This is a genomic window from Streptomyces sp. NPDC047886, assembly GCF_043204435.1.
Classification (GTDB): Bacteria; Actinomycetota; Actinomycetes; order Streptomycetales; family Streptomycetaceae; genus Streptomyces.
Map to the genome: position 1 here is coordinate 179,237 of NZ_JBIDCF010000004.1, position 15,795 is coordinate 195,031.

The 15,795-nt window shown below is 73.7% G+C and carries 12 protein-coding genes; 3 read left to right on the forward strand and 9 right to left on the reverse strand.

From position 1 onward, the window contains the following. Positions 1-122: 122 nt before the first annotated feature. The gene (locus ACGF5U_RS15790; protein ID WP_392714590.1) at positions 123-1,484 is read left to right on the forward strand and encodes a S1 family peptidase; all 1,362 of its coding nucleotides are present in this window, start codon (positions 123-125) and stop codon (positions 1,482-1,484) included. A gap of 83 nt (positions 1,485-1,567) precedes the next feature. Here ACGF5U_RS15790 and ACGF5U_RS15795 read toward each other — a convergent pair whose 3' ends face one another. The 4 genes from ACGF5U_RS15795 to ACGF5U_RS15810 form a co-directional block, all read right to left on the reverse strand. Then, positions 1,568-2,458, reverse strand: a complete 891-nt coding sequence (locus tag ACGF5U_RS15795; RefSeq protein ID WP_392714591.1) for an oxygenase MpaB family protein — start codon at positions 2,456-2,458, stop codon at positions 1,568-1,570. A 137-nt stretch (positions 2,459-2,595) separates the two neighbouring features. Further along, positions 2,596-3,612 carry an NAD(P)/FAD-dependent oxidoreductase gene (locus tag ACGF5U_RS15800; protein ID WP_392714592.1) on the reverse strand — a complete coding sequence of 339 codons (1,017 nt, stop codon included), beginning with the start codon at positions 3,610-3,612 and terminating at the stop codon, positions 2,596-2,598. Further along, positions 3,609-4,184 carry an isoprenylcysteine carboxyl methyltransferase family protein gene (locus ACGF5U_RS15805; RefSeq protein WP_392714593.1) on the reverse strand — a complete coding sequence of 192 codons (576 nt, stop codon included), beginning with the start codon at positions 4,182-4,184 and terminating at the stop codon, positions 3,609-3,611. The genes ACGF5U_RS15800 and ACGF5U_RS15805 overlap by 4 nt, the downstream gene beginning before the upstream one ends. Positions 4,185-4,300: 116 nt before the next feature. Next, on the reverse strand, positions 4,301-5,362 hold the full coding sequence (locus ACGF5U_RS15810; protein ID WP_392714594.1) for a type III polyketide synthase: 1,062 nt from the start codon (positions 5,360-5,362) through the stop codon (positions 4,301-4,303). Between the two features lie 106 nt (positions 5,363-5,468). Between ACGF5U_RS15810 and ACGF5U_RS15815 the strand changes: the two genes are divergently transcribed. Next, positions 5,469-6,560 carry a UbiA family prenyltransferase gene (locus ACGF5U_RS15815; RefSeq protein ID WP_392714595.1) on the forward strand — a complete coding sequence of 364 codons (1,092 nt, stop codon included), beginning with the start codon at positions 5,469-5,471 and terminating at the stop codon, positions 6,558-6,560. 66 nt (positions 6,561-6,626) lie between these two features. On the opposite strand, the gene ACGF5U_RS15820 is transcribed toward ACGF5U_RS15815, so the two are convergent. The 4 genes from ACGF5U_RS15820 to ACGF5U_RS15835 are packed head-to-tail and all read right to left on the reverse strand — an operon-like array spanning position 6,627 to position 12,645. Next, positions 6,627-9,503: a glycoside hydrolase family 2 TIM barrel-domain containing protein gene (locus tag ACGF5U_RS15820; protein ID WP_392714596.1), complete on the reverse strand. Its 2,877-nt coding sequence runs from the start codon at positions 9,501-9,503 to the stop codon at positions 6,627-6,629. Between the two features lie 12 nt (positions 9,504-9,515). Then, on the reverse strand, positions 9,516-10,361 hold the full coding sequence (locus tag ACGF5U_RS15825) for a carbohydrate ABC transporter permease (RefSeq protein ID WP_392714597.1): 846 nt from the start codon (positions 10,359-10,361) through the stop codon (positions 9,516-9,518). Beyond that, positions 10,358-11,332 (reverse strand): carbohydrate ABC transporter permease, encoded by a 975-nt coding sequence (locus tag ACGF5U_RS15830; RefSeq protein WP_392714598.1) that lies wholly within the window; start codon positions 11,330-11,332, stop codon positions 10,358-10,360. The genes ACGF5U_RS15825 and ACGF5U_RS15830 overlap by 4 nt, the downstream gene beginning before the upstream one ends. A 20-nt stretch (positions 11,333-11,352) precedes the next feature. Beyond that, positions 11,353-12,645, reverse strand: a complete 1,293-nt coding sequence (locus ACGF5U_RS15835; RefSeq protein WP_392714599.1) for an ABC transporter substrate-binding protein — start codon at positions 12,643-12,645, stop codon at positions 11,353-11,355. 271 nt (positions 12,646-12,916) lie between these two features. On the opposite strand from ACGF5U_RS15835, the gene ACGF5U_RS15840 reads away from it, so the two are divergent. Further along, positions 12,917-14,275 carry an ROK family protein gene (locus ACGF5U_RS15840; protein ID WP_392714600.1) on the forward strand — a complete coding sequence of 453 codons (1,359 nt, stop codon included), beginning with the start codon at positions 12,917-12,919 and terminating at the stop codon, positions 14,273-14,275. Positions 14,276-14,398: 123 nt separating this feature from the next. On the opposite strand, the gene ACGF5U_RS15845 is transcribed toward ACGF5U_RS15840, so the two are convergent. Next, positions 14,399-15,754 carry a helix-turn-helix domain-containing protein gene (locus tag ACGF5U_RS15845; RefSeq protein WP_392714601.1) on the reverse strand — a complete coding sequence of 452 codons (1,356 nt, stop codon included), beginning with the start codon at positions 15,752-15,754 and terminating at the stop codon, positions 14,399-14,401. Positions 15,755-15,795: the final 41 nt, after the last annotated feature.

Consider the following 15,795-nt stretch of genomic DNA (forward strand, 5'->3'; position numbering starts at 1 on the left):
GCGTGAGGGAGCCGCGCTGAACCGGACGGCCGCGCGGCCCGTATGGAAGGGGGGCCCTCGGCCGCACGGGGCCCCTCGGGCGGAGCAGCGCGTGCGGGCACGGACGGCCATGGGGGCCATGGATGAGGCACGGGCGACACCACCTGCGGCGGATCATTCGACTGGGGGCCGTCGGCGGCCTGCTCTGCGGTGGCCTGCTGGTCTCCGGCGCCGTGGCGGGCGAGCCACCGGTACACGGCACCGCCACGGCCGCCGAGCCCCGGCCCGCCGGCGTCGCGGCGGGCCTGGTCGCCCGGCTCGGCCCGTCCCGTACCGCCGGCAGCTGGATCGACGCCGAGGGACGGCCGGTCGTCGCGGTGACCGACGCGAGGGCGGCGGCCGAGGTACGGCACGCCGGGGCGCGCGCCGAGGTGAAGCGCTACAGCATGCGGGACCTCCAGGCCGCCACCGAGACCCTGGAGCGGGCGCCCCGCGTGCCCGGCACGGCATGGGTCGTGGACTACGCGGCCAACCGGGTACGGGTGTACGCCGACACCACCGTCTCCACCGACGACTGGTCACGCATGTCCCGGGTGGCGGAACGGGCCGGGGGGCCCGCGCACATGGAACGCACGGGCGGGTCCTTCACCACCCGACTCGACGGAGCCGCCCCCCTCTTCAACGGCGGCGGCCGCTGCTCGGCCGGCTTCAACGTCACGAACGGCCGGGAGAACTTCGTTCTGACGGCCGGCCACTGCGGCCCCGTCGGCACCTCCTGGTTCACGGACGCCGGCGGCGCCGAGCGGCTGGGCACCACGGTGGCCGGCCGGTTCCCCGGAGACGACTTCTCCCTCGTCCGGTACGAGGACGCCGCCTCCTTCGACGGGACCAACGCGGTGGACATCGGCGAGGGCCGGGCGGTGAGGATCGTCGGCGCCGCCGACCCCGTCGTCGGCCAGCAGGTCTTCCGCAGCGGCAGCACCACCGGCCTGCGCACGGGCCGGGTGACGGCGCTGAACGCGACGGTGAACTACCGCGAAGGCACCGTGCGGGGTTTGATCCAGACCACGGTCTGCGCCGAACAGGGCGACAGCGGCGGCCCGCTGCTCGCCCAGGGCCTCGCACTCGGGGTGACATCGGGCGGCAGCGGGGACTGCGCCACAGGAGGAATGACGTTCTTCCAACCGGTCACCACCGCGCTGGCCGCCCTCGGGGTACGGATCATCGACGGCGGCCGCCAGGCAGGGGACACCGCCGCCACGGCGACACCGTCCGCGCCCGCCGTACCCGCCGCCCCCGGGCCCCCGCCGGCCGCGGCCGAGGCGATCGCCCAGGGCGGCACGGGCAGCAGGACGGTCACCGGAATCGTGGACCACCCCCACCTCGTGCCCGGTCTGGTGGCCATCGGCCTCAGCCTGCTCGCGCTGTCCGCCGTACGGTGGCTGTGGTCCGACCGGGCCGAACGCCGCTACTACCGCGACCAGTACGCCGAGAGCTGGCGCTGACACCCCGCGGCGCCGCCCGCTCACCCGCGTGGCGGGCCGCCCGCGCCCGCGACCTGCTCAGCGAACGCGTGACGCCCGCCGGATCACGCGGTACCCGCAGTACCCGCTGTCGGCGGGGGCGGCGGCATCGCCCGGCGGATGACCCGGACCAGGACCCGTCCGGCCGTCCGCACGAGGGTCCGCTCCACACCCGGCAGGTACGGCAGCCCCAGCTGCTCGCGTGCCCAGCGGGGGAGGGTGGACACGGCGTTCGCGGCCAGGACCGCGTACGGGGCGCGCGCGATCCACGGGAGGGGCGGGTGGAGCAGCAGGAAGCGGGCGGCCTCGCGGGCCTCCCGGGTGCCGCGCAGTTCCGGCCGGTAGGCCGCCAGCAGGTCGGCCAGCTCCGCCCGGTCGCGCGGCGGTGCGACCACCCCGAGCGCGGCCGCCACACGCGCGGTGTCCGCGACGTACGCGTCGTAGCCTTCGGCGTCCAGGGGGTGCGCGCCGTAGCGCTGGTGGGCGGTCAGGAAGCTGTCCACCTCGGCGATGTGCACCCAGGCCAGCAGCCGAGGATCGGCCGCGTGGTACGGCTCCCCCGACCGGGTGACGCCGCGTACCCGCTCGTGCACCGCCCGCACGCGGTCGACCGCCCGCTGCGCGTCGTCGGCCGTGCCGAAGGTGGTCACCGCGAGGAACGTGCTGGTGCGCTGGAGGCGCCCCCACGGGTCGCCCCGGTAACCGGAGTGAGCCGCCACAGCCGCCATGGCCCGGGGGTGCAGCGTCTGCAGCAGCAGGGCCCGCAGCCCGCCGACGAACATCGACGCGTCGGCGTGCACGGTACGGATCGGGCGCTCGGGACCGAACCAGCGAGGCCCCGGGGTGCCATGGATGCGGGCACGGTTCTCCGGGCCCGCGGGACCGGCGACGCGTCGGAAGAGAGCGCGACCGAGCCGATCCCACAGGCCGGCGAGCCCGGGGACGGACACGTTCATGCGTCAAGTATCCGCCGTGGCGGACCTGCGGCACCGGCCCGTCCGGGCGATCCTGCCCCTCCCGGTCCCGCATCCCGGTCCCGCCTCCCGCGCCTCCGCCGCGTGCCCCCGTGTGTCGTTCTCCGGAGCCGGCACGGTCACTGCAGCGCGTGCACGGCGGCCGCGAACACGTGCGGCATCCGGGACGCGGCCGGCACGACCAGCCGGGCGGTGTCCCGCCGACAGCTGACCCTGACCAGCGCCTCGGTCAGCAGCCGGTGCCGGAGGGACAGCCGCCGCCAGGCCCGCTCGTACGCCTGCGGCCGCCCCGCCCGCAGACAGCGCACCGCCGCGTCGGCCGACGCCAGGGCGAGCGCGATGCCCTCGCCGGTGAGCGCGTCGACGTAACCGGCCGCGTCACCGACGAGCAGGACACGGCCCGCCACCCGGCCGCGCACCCGCTGCCGCAGCGGCCCGGCGCCGCGCACCCCGTTCACGATCGTCCCGTGCCGCAGCCGCTCCGCCAGCTCAGGGAACCGCTCCAGGTACGCGTCGTAGGGGCGTCGCGCGGTGCTCAGGACGGCCACCCCGACCAGATCGTCGGAGACCGGTGTCACATAGGCCTCGCCGTCCCGGGACCAGTGCACCTCCACGAAGTCCGACCACGGCGGTACGCGATAGTGCCGCCGCAGGCCGTACCGCCGCGGGCCCCGGTCGGGCAGGTCGAGGCCGAGTCCGCGGCGTACGGGGGAGTGGAGGCCGTCCGCCGCGACGAGCCACCGCGCCCGCAGGCCCCCGGCGGTCACCGCGTCCGGCCCCTGCCGCACCTCGCCGACCTTCCCGGGCAGGACCCGGACACCCACCTCGGCGGCCCGCCGGGCCAGCGCGGTGCTCAGGACGGTGCGCCGCACGCCAAGCCCGGTGCCGTCCCGGAAGGCGGCCTGCGCGGTGTGCCTGCCGTCCACGTACCGGATGCCGCACAGCTCACGGCCGGCCGGGTCGACCCCGAGCTCCCGCAGCGACCGTACGCCGCCCGGCATCACCCCCTCGCCGCACGCCTTGTCGACCGGGTTCGGGCGCGGCTCGATCACGACCGCCTCCAGTCCGGCCAGCGTGGCGTGGATCGCCGTGGCCAGGCCGGCGGGCCCGCCGCCCGCCACGAGCAGGTCGATCACCGCGGCCCGCCCCCGGATCCGGTCGCGGCGGCGCCATGCGCCGGTGCGGGGACGGGCGCGGCGGCCGACGCCCACGCGAGCGCCTCGTCCTCGCCACGGATCCGTACGGTGAGAAGCGCGGCGTTCACCCCGGTGAACAGGGCGGCGGTCAGCCACGCCCCGTGGACCAGCGGCAGGGCCAGGCCCTCGGCCACCACCGCCACGTAGTTCGGATGGCGCAGCCACCGGTAGGGGCCGCCGGTCACCAGCGGCAGACCGGGCACCACGAGCACGCGCGTGTTCCAGCGCGGCCCCAGCGTGCCCACGCACCACCAGCGGAGCGCCTGGGCCGCGACGACCACGGCCAGCATGGCCCAGCCGACCCCGGGCGGGAACGGCCGCCGCAGCAGCCACACCTCGGCCAGGCACCCGACGAGGAGCCCCGTGTGCAGGACCACCATCACGGGGTAGTGGCGCCGGCCGAACTCCACGGCGCCACGGGCCAGGCTCCAGCGCGCGTGGCGGCGGGCGACCACGAGTTCGGCGACGCGCTCGGCGCCGATCGCCAGCACCAGCAGGACGTACCAGATCACGTTGCTCCGTTCCTCATATGCCGTACTTCGCTGTTCGTCGCTGTCTGTCGTTCTTCTCCGCTGTTCTTCGCCGTCCCTCACCGTCCTCCACGTGCCCTCCTCCGGGCCCGGGGCTCCTACCAGCGCAGGAGGACGAGTTCGGTGCAGAAGCCCGGCCCCATGGCGAGCAGCAGCCCAGGAGTCCCGGCGGGCGGCCTGCGCCCGGCCGTCAGGGTGTCGCGCAGGATGTGCAGGACGGAGGACGAGGACAGGTTGCCGACCTCCGCGAGCGAGGCCCGGCTGACGTCCAGCGCGTCTTCGGGCAGGTCGAGCGCCTCCGTCACCGCGTCCAGGACTTTCGGACCGCCCGCGTGGCTGACCCAGGCCGTCACGTCCCGCCGTGTGAGGCCGTGGTCGGACAGGAAGCCGTCGACGTCTCCGGCGAGGTTCTTGCGCACCACGTCGGGGACGGCGGGGTCGAGGACGACACGGAACCCGGACCCGGTGATGTCCCAGCCCAGCAGCCGTTCGGTGTCCGGATAGAGATGGCTGCGGCTCGCCACCACCGTCGGACCGGACGCCGCCGTATGCCTCCGCGCGCCGCAGGCGACGACGGCCGCGGCTCCGTCGCCGAAGAGCGCGGTCGCGACCAGGTTGGCGGGTGACGCGTCGGCGCGCTGGAAGGTCAGGGAGCACAGCTCGACCGAGAGCAGCACGGCGACATGGTCCGGCCACCCCCGCAGATGGTCGTGCAGCCGGGCGATGCCCGCCGCGCCCGCCACACACCCGAGGCCGAAGAGGGGCAGCCGCCTGACGTCCGGCCGCAGCCCCAGCCGCCCGGCGAGCCGGGCGTCCACGGACGGCGCGGCGATGCCCGTCACGGAGGTGAACACCAGCAGGTCCACGTCCCGCGGTGACAGACCGGCCTCGTCCAGCGCCCCGGCCACCGCCTCCGCGCCGAGCTCGACGGCACCGGCGATGAAGGCGTCGTTGACCGCGCCGAAGTCGTCCAGCGCGCCGTACCGGTCGAGCGGCAGCGCCGTATGGCGCGAGCGGACCAGGGCCCCCCGGTGCAGCCGGTCCAGAACCCGCCGGTCGGCGCCGGCGGGCAGACAGTGACGGGCCACCATGTCGGTGATCTCGCGTTGGACATGACGGTGCGGTGCCAGGACTCCGTGCACGGCGGCGATCCGGGTCATCCACGCTCCATTGCGACTCCAGGTGGCGGGCGATGTGACCCCATGTGTGCCCTCGTGGCGCGTGGCCGTACCGCTAGATCGCCCGTTGAGCGCCTACGATCGCCGCGTGGACGCCACGGATCAGGCCCCCACCGGGACGCGGAACACCGAAGCGGCGGACGCCGCCACGGACGACGCCGCACGCCCCCGGCGGCCCGAGAGCCTCAACCGGCTAGGTCGGCTCAACCGGCTCGCTCGGTTCAACCGGCTCAACCGGCTCAACCGGCTCGGACGGCTCAACCGGCTCGGACGGCTTGCTCGGCTCAACCGGCTCGCTCGGTTCAACCGGATCGGTCGGCTCGGAAGCCTCGGAACGCTCGGTCACGCCGGGCGTCTCCGGCGTTCCGTCGGGGGGCTGGTGAGGGCCTGTCACCTCGGCCCGACGGTGGCCGTCACCACGCTGATGACCGTACTGGCGGTGTCGGCCGGGCACGACGCACGCGGCGCTCTGCTGGTCGGCGCGGCGGTGCTGACGGGCCAGCTGTCGGTCGGCTGGTGCAACGACGCCGTCGACGCCCGGCGGGACCGCGCGGCCGGCCGGTACGGCAAACCGGTGGTGTCCGGCGCGGTCGCCGCCCCGACCGTACGGGCGGCGAGTCTCGCCGCGCTGGCGCTGACCGTGCCGCTGTCGCTGGCCTGCGGCGCCCTCGCGGGCGGTGTTCACCTCGTCGGTGTCGCCGCCGCCTGGGCGTACGACCTCCGGCTGAAGGCCACGATCCTGTCGTGGCTGCCGTACGCCGTCGGGTTCGCCGCGCTGCCCGCGTTCGTCGTGCTGAGCCTGCCGGGCAGCCCGTGGCCCGCCGGGTGGGTCGTCACGGCCGGGGCGCTGCTCGGTGTGGTCGCGCATCTGGCCAATGTGCTGCCGGACATCGGAACCGACCTGGACACCGGGGTCCGTGGCGGGCCGCAACGGCTCGGCCCCGCCCGGGTGCGACTGCTGCTGCCGGTTCCGCTGGTCGCGGCGTCCGCGGTGATCGTCCTCGGCGGGCCCGCGCCCGTCGGCCCCGTCGGCGCGGCCGCCCTGGCGGTGGCGGTGCTGACGGCCGGGGGCAGCGCGGCGGTGGGCCGCCGCCACGCCCGGGTGCCGTTCATCGCCGCGATCGCCGTGGCGGTCATCGACGTGGCGCTCCTGGTGTGGCAGGGCCCGGCGCTCACCTGACATCCCGGGCGCGGGGCCGGCGGCCGGCCGGCGGCGCCACCTGCCACCGCACCAGGGACGACCGGGTCACGTGGTCACGGGGGAGAAGGTGAAGGAGAACGCGGCGGGGCGCGCCGCCAGGCGGTACCGGGGCAGCACGCCGGGACCGCACGACTGCGAGCCGATACCGTGCTGGCCGTGGTCCAGGTTGACCCACACCGTGTCGCCGGGCACCAGGTCGGTCCTATGCGCGGCGGCGTCCAGCTGCTCGCTGGTCCAGCGGCGGGCCGTGAACCAGAACTCCGGCTCCCCCTCCATCCGCAGGCCGCCACCGCCGCCCCGCAGCTCCGCCCAGCGGACGTCGGCGCGGGCGCCGTTCTCCTGAGGCCGCACATAGGGCGTCTGGAGCTCGTCGACCGGCGACCGCCACCGGCCCAGCAGGGAAGCGGCCCGCGTATCCGGGTACGCCTCGCCGGGGCCGCCGCCGAACCACTCCGCGTAGCCGTACGCGGACGGCAGGCCGAAGCGGATCCCCAGGCGCGGCAGCGGAACCCGCCACTCGCCCTCCGGGGCCACCGCCACCGCCAGCCGCAGACGATCGCCGTCCGCCGTCCACGTGTACGTCGTCAGCAGCCCCAGGTCCGTCGCCGCCGGTGCCACCCGGGTGCGGACCACCAGCGCGTCGTCCGTCGACTCGACCCCGTCGAGGCGCTCGTGCGTCCGGTGCAGGCCCAGCTCCCGCCACAGCGGCCCGAACCGCTGGTCCGGCTGCCAGGGCGCGCCCAGGTCGTTGTCGGTGGGGGCGCGCCACACGTCGAGCCGCAGCCCGGTGACGTCGACCGCGCCGACCGTCCGCAGGGCGCCGGACCGGGCGTCGAACGAGGCCGGGCCCAGCGTGATCAGCTTCGGGCCGCGCCGCGGGACGTCACCGGCGGCGGCCGGCGGAACCGTCCGCGCGGTCACCGGCAGCTGCGCCCACGCCACCACGTGGCCCTTCCCCGCCCACGCCGTGTCCTCGGCGAGCACGGCGCGTACCGTCCACCCCGTCTCCGCCCCGGCGGCGCCGGCCGGCGGCGCGGGCAGCTTCAGCTCCGTCGACCCCCCGGGCGCCAGATGCGTGACGGGCGCCAGGTCACCCGCCTCGACCGTCAGGCCGTCCACCTCGTACGACCAGGTGAACGCCAGGTGGGACAGGTCGGTGAAGTCATGGAGGTTCGTGACGCGGACTCCGCTGCCCGTCCCCTCGATCCGTACCGGCTCGATGACCTTCTTGTACTCGACCAGGCCCGGCGAAGGGCTCCGGTCCGGGAACACCAGGCCGTCGCAGACGAAGTTGCCGTCGTGCGGTTCCTCGCCGAAGTCCCCGCCGTACGCGAAGCCCAGCTCCGGGTGACGGAAGCCGTGGTCGATCCACTCCCAGACGAACCCGCCCTGGCAGCGCTCGTACGTCTCGAACAGCCGCTGGTACTCGGACAGCCCGCCGGGGCCGTTGCCCATGGCGTGCGCGTACTCGCACAGGATGAAGGGCAGCTCCCGCCGCGCCTCCGGTCCCACGTCCTCCCGCCGTCCGATCAGCTCCACCTCCGCATGGTCGGCATACATACGGGAGTAGACGTCGGTGTCGGCGCACCCCAGGTCGCCCTCGTAGTGGACCAGCCGGTCCGGGTCGCGTGCGCGGATCCACTCCGCCATGGCCGTCAGACCGGCGCCCGTACCGCACTCGTTGCCCAGCGACCACATCAGCACCGACGGATGGTTCTTGTCGCGCTCCACCATCCGGGCCGCGCGGTCCAGCAGCGCGGGGGTCCAGCGCGCGTCGTCGACGGGATTGCGGCGCCAGCCCAGGTCGACGAAGCCGTGCGTCTCCAGGTCGCACTCGTCGATCACCCAGAGGCCCAGCTCGTCGCAGAGGTCCAGGAAGGCCGGGTGCGGCGGGTAGTGGGAGGTGCGGACCGCGTTGATGTTGTGCCGCTTCATCAGCAGCAGGTCCTCACGCATGGTCTCCGCGTCCACGGCCCGGCCGCGCTCCGGATGGAACTCGTGCCGGTTCACGCCGCGGAACAGGATCCTGCGGCCGTTGACCTTGATGACGCCGTCCTCGACGTACACCGAGCGGAAGCCGATCCGCAGCGGAACCCGCTCCCCCGCCACGACCAGTTCGCCCGGGTACAGCCGCGGTGTCTCCGCGGTCCACGGGCGGACCGGCAGCGTCACCGGCTCGCCCGTGCCCACGTCGACGCCGAGCTCGGGGACGACGACCCGGCCCGGCACGGCGGAGTCGACCCGCAGCGTGCCCTCACTGGCGCGGTGGTCGTACGAGGCGTGCACGAAGAAGTCGCCGGCCGCGCCGTCGGGCCGGTGCAGCAGGGTGACGTCCCGGAAGACGCCGGGCAGCCACCACTGGTCCTGGTCCTCCAGGTACGAGCCCGACGACCACTGGTGGACACGGACGGCGAGCAGGTTCCCGGCGGGCTCGAGCAGGTCGCCGACGGCGAACTCGTGCGGCAGCCGGCTGCCCTTGAACGTGCCGAGCTCCACACCGTTCAGCCACACCCGGGCGCAGGACTCCACGCCCTCGAAGCGCAGCACCGCGTCCCCCTCGTCCGGCCAGCCGTCCGGCAGGTCGAAGGCCCGCAGGTGGTCGCCCGTCGGGTTCTCGGTGGGCACCCGGGGCGGGTCCACCGGGAACGGGTAGACGGTGTTGGTGTACGCGGGCGCGCCATGGCCCTGGAGCACCCAGTGCCCCGGCACCGTCACCTCGTCCCACCCGCTCGGGTCGAAGCCGGGCAGCGCGAAGGACTCGTCCTCGGCGTCGGCGGTCGCCGACAGCCGGAACCGCCACGTCCCGCCGAGCGGGAGCCGGGCGGCGTCGGACGCGGCGTACCAGGCGCGGGGCGGCAGGCTCCCGCTGCCGGGGGAGACGTCCTCGTAGTAGGGAAGGGCGGGGTCGTACGACGTGCTCATCGGTCTCCTCGGTCAGCCCTTGATACCGGTCCGCGCGACGCCCTGGACCAGCCAGCGCTGGAGGAGGACGAAGACGAGGACCAGGGGCAGGATGGACATGGCGGTCGCCATGAAGATCAGGTGGAAGTTGACGGTCTGGTTGGTCATGTACGACGACAGGGCGACCTGGACGGTCCACGCCTCCTGGTCCTGGCCGATGACCAGGGGCCACAGGAACGCGTTCCAACCGCTGATGAAGGTGATCACCGCGATGGCGGCGAAGAAGTTCAGCGAGTTGGGTACGACGATCCGCCAGTACGCGCCGAGGTAGCCGAGTCCGTCGACCCGCGCGGCCTCCTCCAGCTCCCTCGGGAACCCGAGGAAGTACTGGCGGAAAAGGAAGCAGGTGAAGCCGCTGAACAGGCCCGGGACGATCAGCCCCTGCAGGCTGGACACCCAGCCGAGCGACGAGACGAGGACGAAGCTCGGGACGAAGGTGACGGCGGCCGGCACCATCAGCGTCACCAGCACCAGGTAGAACACCTTGTCGGCGTGCCGGTACGGGATGCGGGCCAGCCCGTACCCGGCCAGCGAGCACACCAGCAGGGTGCCGGCGGTGTGCAGGACACCGACGACGGCGGAGTTCCACAGCGACCGGCCGAACGGCACGGCCGGATCGTCGAACAGCTCGCCGATGTTGCCCCACTGGATGACGGCGGGGAAGAACCGCCACTCCTCGCCGGTGATCTCCGGGTCCGTGGACAGGGCGTTGCGGACGATCAGGTAGAACGGGATCAGGAAGAGTACGGCGCACAGGCCGACGGCCGTGTACAGCCCGGCGTTGCCGAGGCGGGAGCGCCCACGCGCGGTGACGGTCACGTGTCCTCGTCCCTTCTGCCGAAGCCGAGGAACCTGCCCTGGAGAAGGGTCACCGCGCAGATCAGCACGGTCAGGATCAGGGCGCCGGCGCTGCCCCGCCCGTAGTCCTGGTTCTCGCCGAGCGCCGTGTGGTACAGCTCCACCAGGGGCGGCCGGCCCCATGTGGTCTTCGACAGCAGGTTGTAGAACTCGTCGAACGCCTGGTAGGCGGCGATGAGCAGCAGCAGGATCACGGCCGTCGACGTGGCGCGCAGCTGCGGCAGGGTGATGTGGCGGAAGGTCTGCCAGCCCCGCCCGGCTCCGTCGATCGCGGCCGCCTCGTACAGCTCGCCGGGGATGTTCTGCAGCGCCGCCAGGAAAAGGATCATGTAGAACCCGGACTGGAGCCACAGCCGTACGGTGACGATGACCAGCCAGTACCAGGGCGGGTCGGGCGAGGCGAGCCAGGCGATGCCGTCGACGCCGAAGACGCCGAGGACCGTGTTGGCGAGCCCGAAGCGTACGCCGCTGAAGATGGACATCTTCCAGATGAGCGAGGCCGCGACGAAGCTCACCGCGGTCGGCAGGAAGAACACGGACCGGAAGAACGCCTTCAGGAACCGCAGCCGGTGCACCAGCAGCGCCAACCCGAGCGACACGGCCCAGGTGAGGGGGACGACGATCGCGGCGAAGACGGTGAAGGTGCCGAGGCTCCGGACGAACTCGTCGTCGGACAGCATGTCCCGGTAGTTGCCGAACCCCACGAACTCCGTGGGCGTGACGGTGGAACGGGCCTCGAAGAAGCTCAGCCAGGCGCTCCAGCCGATGGGGACGTAGACGAAGACGACCAGGCCGGCCAGGAACGGCCCGGTGAACAGCCAGAAGGCGAGGGTGCGGCCGCGCAGCCCGCGTGCGCGGCCGGTCCTCTTCGAGACGGGCGCCTTCGGTCCGGGTGTCCGCGGGCCCGGTGCCCTCGTGACGGTCGTCGACATGGCGGAAGGGGTCACCCGCCTCAGCCGAAGAGCTTGCGCAGTTCGGCGTCGACCTTCTTGTCGGCCTTGTCGAGCGCCGCCTCGGGGGCCATGTCGCCGCGGACGCAGTCGGCGACGGCGTCCTCCAGAGCGGCGATCATCGCCTGGGTCCACACGGGGTTGTCGAAGTGGCCGAACTCGTCGAACAGCCGGACCCCTTCGGCGGGCAGCCCGCTCTGGAGCTTCTCGGCGGAGTCCGCCAGGGATATGCGCGGCGGGATGTGGAAGCCGTAGCCGAGCGCCCAGTCCTCCTGGTGCTGCTTCTGGTCGATCCACAGCCACTTCACGTACTCCTTGGCCAGGTCCTTGTCCTTGGCCTTGGAGCTCACGAACATCGACCAACCGCCGTTGTAGACGGCCGGCTCGGCGCCGCTCGCGGCGGACGGGAAGGGGAAGACCCCCAGGTCGTCGCCGAGCGCCCGCTGCATGGCGGGCATGGCCCACATGCCGCACCACTGGATCGCGGTGAGCCCCTGCACCAGCGCGGACGGGTCCCAGAAGTCCGAAGGGGCGTCCAGGAGCTGGTTGCCGCTGGTGAAGAGCGTGCGGAGCGTGCCGAGGTTCGCGGCGACCTCGTCGGTGTGGTAGGCGATCCGGTTCTTCTCGTCCAGGCAGTCGGCGCCGGACGCCCAGATCAGCGGCCGGATGATCGCATGGAGCTTGTTGCCGAGGAAGACGCCCTTGACCTTGTCCGTGGTGAGCTCGGCGGCGGCCTCGACCAGTTCGTCCAGCGTCTGCGGCGGGGCGACGCCGGCCTCGGCCAGCAGGGACTTGCGGTAGAAGAAGAACTGCGGGTCGTCGATCATCCGCACGCCCCAGATCCGGCCGTCCACCGTGTGCGAGGCGATGTCTGCCGGACGGAAGTCGTCCTTGACCGGCTCGATGATGTCGTCGAGCGGCTCGATCTGCCCGGCCTTCACCATGTGGATCTGCGGGTGGAACTCGAAGACGTCGGGCGCGTCGGAGGAGAGCAGCGCCGAGAACAGCTTGGCCTCGAAGTTGTCGCCGGTGATCCACTGCGTTCTGACGTCGGCCCCGGCGAACCCCTTGGCGTACCGCTTGACGGCCTCCTGGGTTCCCGGCTCGCCGTACGCGTGGAAGTACTGCGTCAGCCGCCTGCCGGAACCACCCCCGCCGGAGCGCCCGTTGTCGGACCCGCACGCCGCGAGGGCGCCGAGCGCGGCGATCCCTCCGGCGGCGCGCAGCACACCGCGCCGGTCCCACATCCCGGCCGGTCCCGAAGCCGATCCCCTGGCCGATCCCGAAGCCCGCATGGTGAGTTCCTTGTCTGTCGGCGGCTCGCTGACTCCCTGCGTGGTGCGGGACGTTAGCCATAGGAAAAGACTTCGGCAAGGGGTTGGACGAAGCCGATCGAAAGGGCTTTCTGCCGTTCGGGGAACCGAACATGACGAGCTGTCCACAGGGCGTCGAGCCGATCGGCGCAGGCGTGTTCAGGCCCTTCGTACAACCCCTTTCCTAAGACCTTGTCGAACCCTGCTCCGCCCCATAGCCTGACGCCCGACCGACCGGCCGGAGGGAACACGGATGAGGCGCACGTCTCGCGACATTCGCACCGCCAACCGCTACGACGTGCTGCGCCGGATCATCGCCCGGTCGCCGGTGTCCCGGCAGGAGGTCGCCGCGGCCACCGGGCTGAGCCTGGCCACCGTCGCCAACCTCGTGGGCGAACTCCTGGACCTCGGCATGCTCCGGGAAGTCGGCTTCGAGGACTCCGACGGCGGCCGGCCGCGCGGGCTGGTCGCCGTCGACGCGTCGGGGGGCGCGTTGATCGGCGTCGACGTGGCCGAGACCTACGTCCATGCCGAGCTGTTCGACCTCGCCCTGAACGTCCTGGCCCACGCCGACCACGAGCTGCGGCCCGCCGACAACCGCCCGGAACAGGTCGTCGCCCACATCGCCGACGCCGTCGACGCCGTCGTCCGGGAAGCAGGGCCGGCCGGCGAGCGGGTCCTCGGAGCCGGGGTCAGCATGCCCGGCCAGGTCGACCGCGAAGGCGGCGTCTCCGTCTACGCGCCCAACTGGGACTGGCACGACGTCCCGCTGCGCGACCTGCTCGCCGCACGCGTGCCCCACCCGCTGTACCTCGACAACCCGCTGCGCGCCTGCACCGTCGCCGAACTGTGGTTCGGCGCCGCGCGCGGCCGCGAGGACGTCGTCGTCGTCAACCTCGGCACGGGAGTCGGCGCCGGCATCGCACTCGGCGGCGCCCTGCACCGGGGGATCACCAACAGCGCCGGCGAATGGGGTCACACCACGCTCGTCCTGGACGGGCGGCCCTGCCACTGCGGCAACCGAGGCTGCGTCGAGACCTATGTCGGCGCGCCCGGCATCATGCGCAACCTGAGCGAACTCGACCCCGAAAGCCCGCTGCTGCACCCCGAGGACCAGACCGCCACCATCGCGGCGCTCGCCGCGGCCGTGGCCGAAGGCGACCCGGCAGCGGTCGGAGCGCTGGACGAGACCGCGCGCCGCCTCGGCGCGGCCGTCGCCGACCTGGTGAACCTGCTCAACCCCGAGATGATCGTGCTGAGCAGCTGGGTTGCCGCCAGGCTGGGCGAACCGCTGCTCACCCGGGTGCGCGAGCAGGTCGCCCGGCACGCGCTGCGCCGGCCGTACGACGCCGTCGAGATCGTCCTCTCGCCCATCCCCTCCGACCCGGTGAGCCTCGGCGCCGCGACCTTCGCCCTGAAGGGGGCCCTCGCCTCGGTCGGCCACAGGACCACGGGACGGGTCCCCCCGGCCCGCCGCACCACCGGCACGGCGCGCACGACCGGGACCACGCGTACGAACGGGACCACGCGTACGACCGGGACCACGCGTACGACCGGGGCCGCGCGTACGGCGGGAACCACCCGCACCGCCGGAACCACCCGTACGACCTGAGCCGCCGGAACCACCCGTACGACCTGAGCCGCCGGAACCACCGCCAGGACGACGACGGCCGGGCGACGGCCAGGCCGCCGGGGGGTGTCCGGTAGCGCGGCCCGACCCGCGCAACGGACCTGATCAGCCCGTCAGCCCCGGGCGGGGGTGGAACGGCGGGGCCGCCGGGGCGGGGCCCAGGGTGGTGGTGCCGGGCGCGGCACGGTGGCCCAGGCCGGTGCGGTACGCGTCGAGTGCCGCTTCCACGCGGCCCGTTCGGCGCATCAGGTCGCCCAGCAGCCGGCACAGGTCCGCGAGGTCGCCCGTCGCGCCGCTCCGTTCCAGCAGGCCGAGCGCCAGGACGTAGTGCTCCTCGGCGGACTCGGTGTCGCCGCGCTCCTCGGCGATGAGGCCGAGCAGCCGGTGCGCCCCGCCCGCGTGCACCGCGCCGTGCCGGTCGTCCAGGTCCAGCAGCGCGGACAGCAGCTCGGCCGCCTCGTCGTGGCGGCCGAGCCTCCGCAGCACATCGGCCAGCTCGACCTCCACCTGGGCGGTGTAGAGCGCGGCGCGCCTGGCCGCCAGCATGTCGCGGGCCGTACGCAACTCCGCCTCGGCCGCCGTGAGTTCGCCGCTCTGGGCCTGGACGTAGCCGCGCATCCAGTGGCAGTGGGCCAGATCGGTGCGCAGCCGGAGCTGCCGGTACATCGCCTGGGCCTTGGCGAGGGACGCGTCGGCGTCGGCGGTGCGGCCCTCGGCGAGGAACGTCCGGGCGACCTGTCGGTGCATTCCCGCCACCAGCGCCGGGTCGTGGACCTGCGGCGCCAGCGCGAGGGCGAGTTCCGCGGCGTGGGCCGCGCGGGCGTGCGCGCCCATGTCGATGTACGGGCCGATGACCGCCGCGTACAGCATCACCAGCGCCTCGGGGTCGGCGAGACCACTCGCGGTGAGTTCGTCGATGGTCGATTCGAGGAGGTAGCAGGCGTAGCGCAGTTCGCCGGCGAGCAGATGGGCGACGGCGCGGCCTCGGACGGCGCGGGCGCGGCGGGGGAGCGGTTCACCGGCCAGGAGCTGTTCGGCCGCGGCGAAGTGCCGTCCGGCGTCGGCGAGTTCGCCGGTCTCCAGGGCGCAGTCGCCGAGCCCCAGCAGCGCCTCCGCCCGCTCGTGCGGCAGGTCGAGGTGTTCGGCGTCGGTGAGGAGTCGGCGGTAGTGCACGGCGGCTTCGTCGGCGGAGCCCGTCGCGAGCGTCCGCTGCGCGTCGGTCAGCGCGAGCCTGAGCTCGGTGGCGAGGTGGGCGGGGCGCCCGGTCGCGAGTTCCTCGTACGACGTGCCGAGGCGCTCGGCGAGGAAGCGCAGCGCGGTCTCGGACGGCCGTACCCTGCCGGACTCCAGCGTCGAGATGTACGCCGCCGTGTACGCGGGCTCCGCCAACTGGCGTTGGGTCAGACCCCGTTCGGCGCGCATGCGCTGAACCCGCTGGCCGATCTCGGCCGGTTCGTCCATGAGAACCCCCTGGTCGCTCGAACTCCCCAGTATTCAGCGGT

Bases quoted from the DNA above. Each gene is read 5' to 3' on its own strand.
- ACGF5U_RS15820 (WP_392714596.1), bottom strand. From the start codon at position 9,503: ATGAGCACGTCGTACGACCCCGCCCTTCCCTACTACGAGGACGTCTCC.
- ACGF5U_RS15790 (WP_392714590.1), top strand. From the start codon at position 123: ATGAGGCACGGGCGACACCACCTGCGGCGGATCATTCGACTGGGGGCC.
- ACGF5U_RS15795 (WP_392714591.1), bottom strand. From the start codon at position 2,458: ATGAACGTGTCCGTCCCCGGGCTCGCCGGCCTGTGGGATCGGCTCGGT.
- ACGF5U_RS15835 (WP_392714599.1), bottom strand. From the start codon at position 12,645: ATGCGGGCTTCGGGATCGGCCAGGGGATCGGCTTCGGGACCGGCCGGG.
- ACGF5U_RS15845 (WP_392714601.1), bottom strand. From the start codon at position 15,754: ATGGACGAACCGGCCGAGATCGGCCAGCGGGTTCAGCGCATGCGCGCC.
- ACGF5U_RS15810 (WP_392714594.1), bottom strand. From the start codon at position 5,362: ATGACCCGGATCGCCGCCGTGCACGGAGTCCTGGCACCGCACCGTCAT.
- ACGF5U_RS15840 (WP_392714600.1), top strand. From the start codon at position 12,917: ATGAGGCGCACGTCTCGCGACATTCGCACCGCCAACCGCTACGACGTG.
- ACGF5U_RS15830 (WP_392714598.1), bottom strand. From the start codon at position 11,332: ATGTCGACGACCGTCACGAGGGCACCGGGCCCGCGGACACCCGGACCG.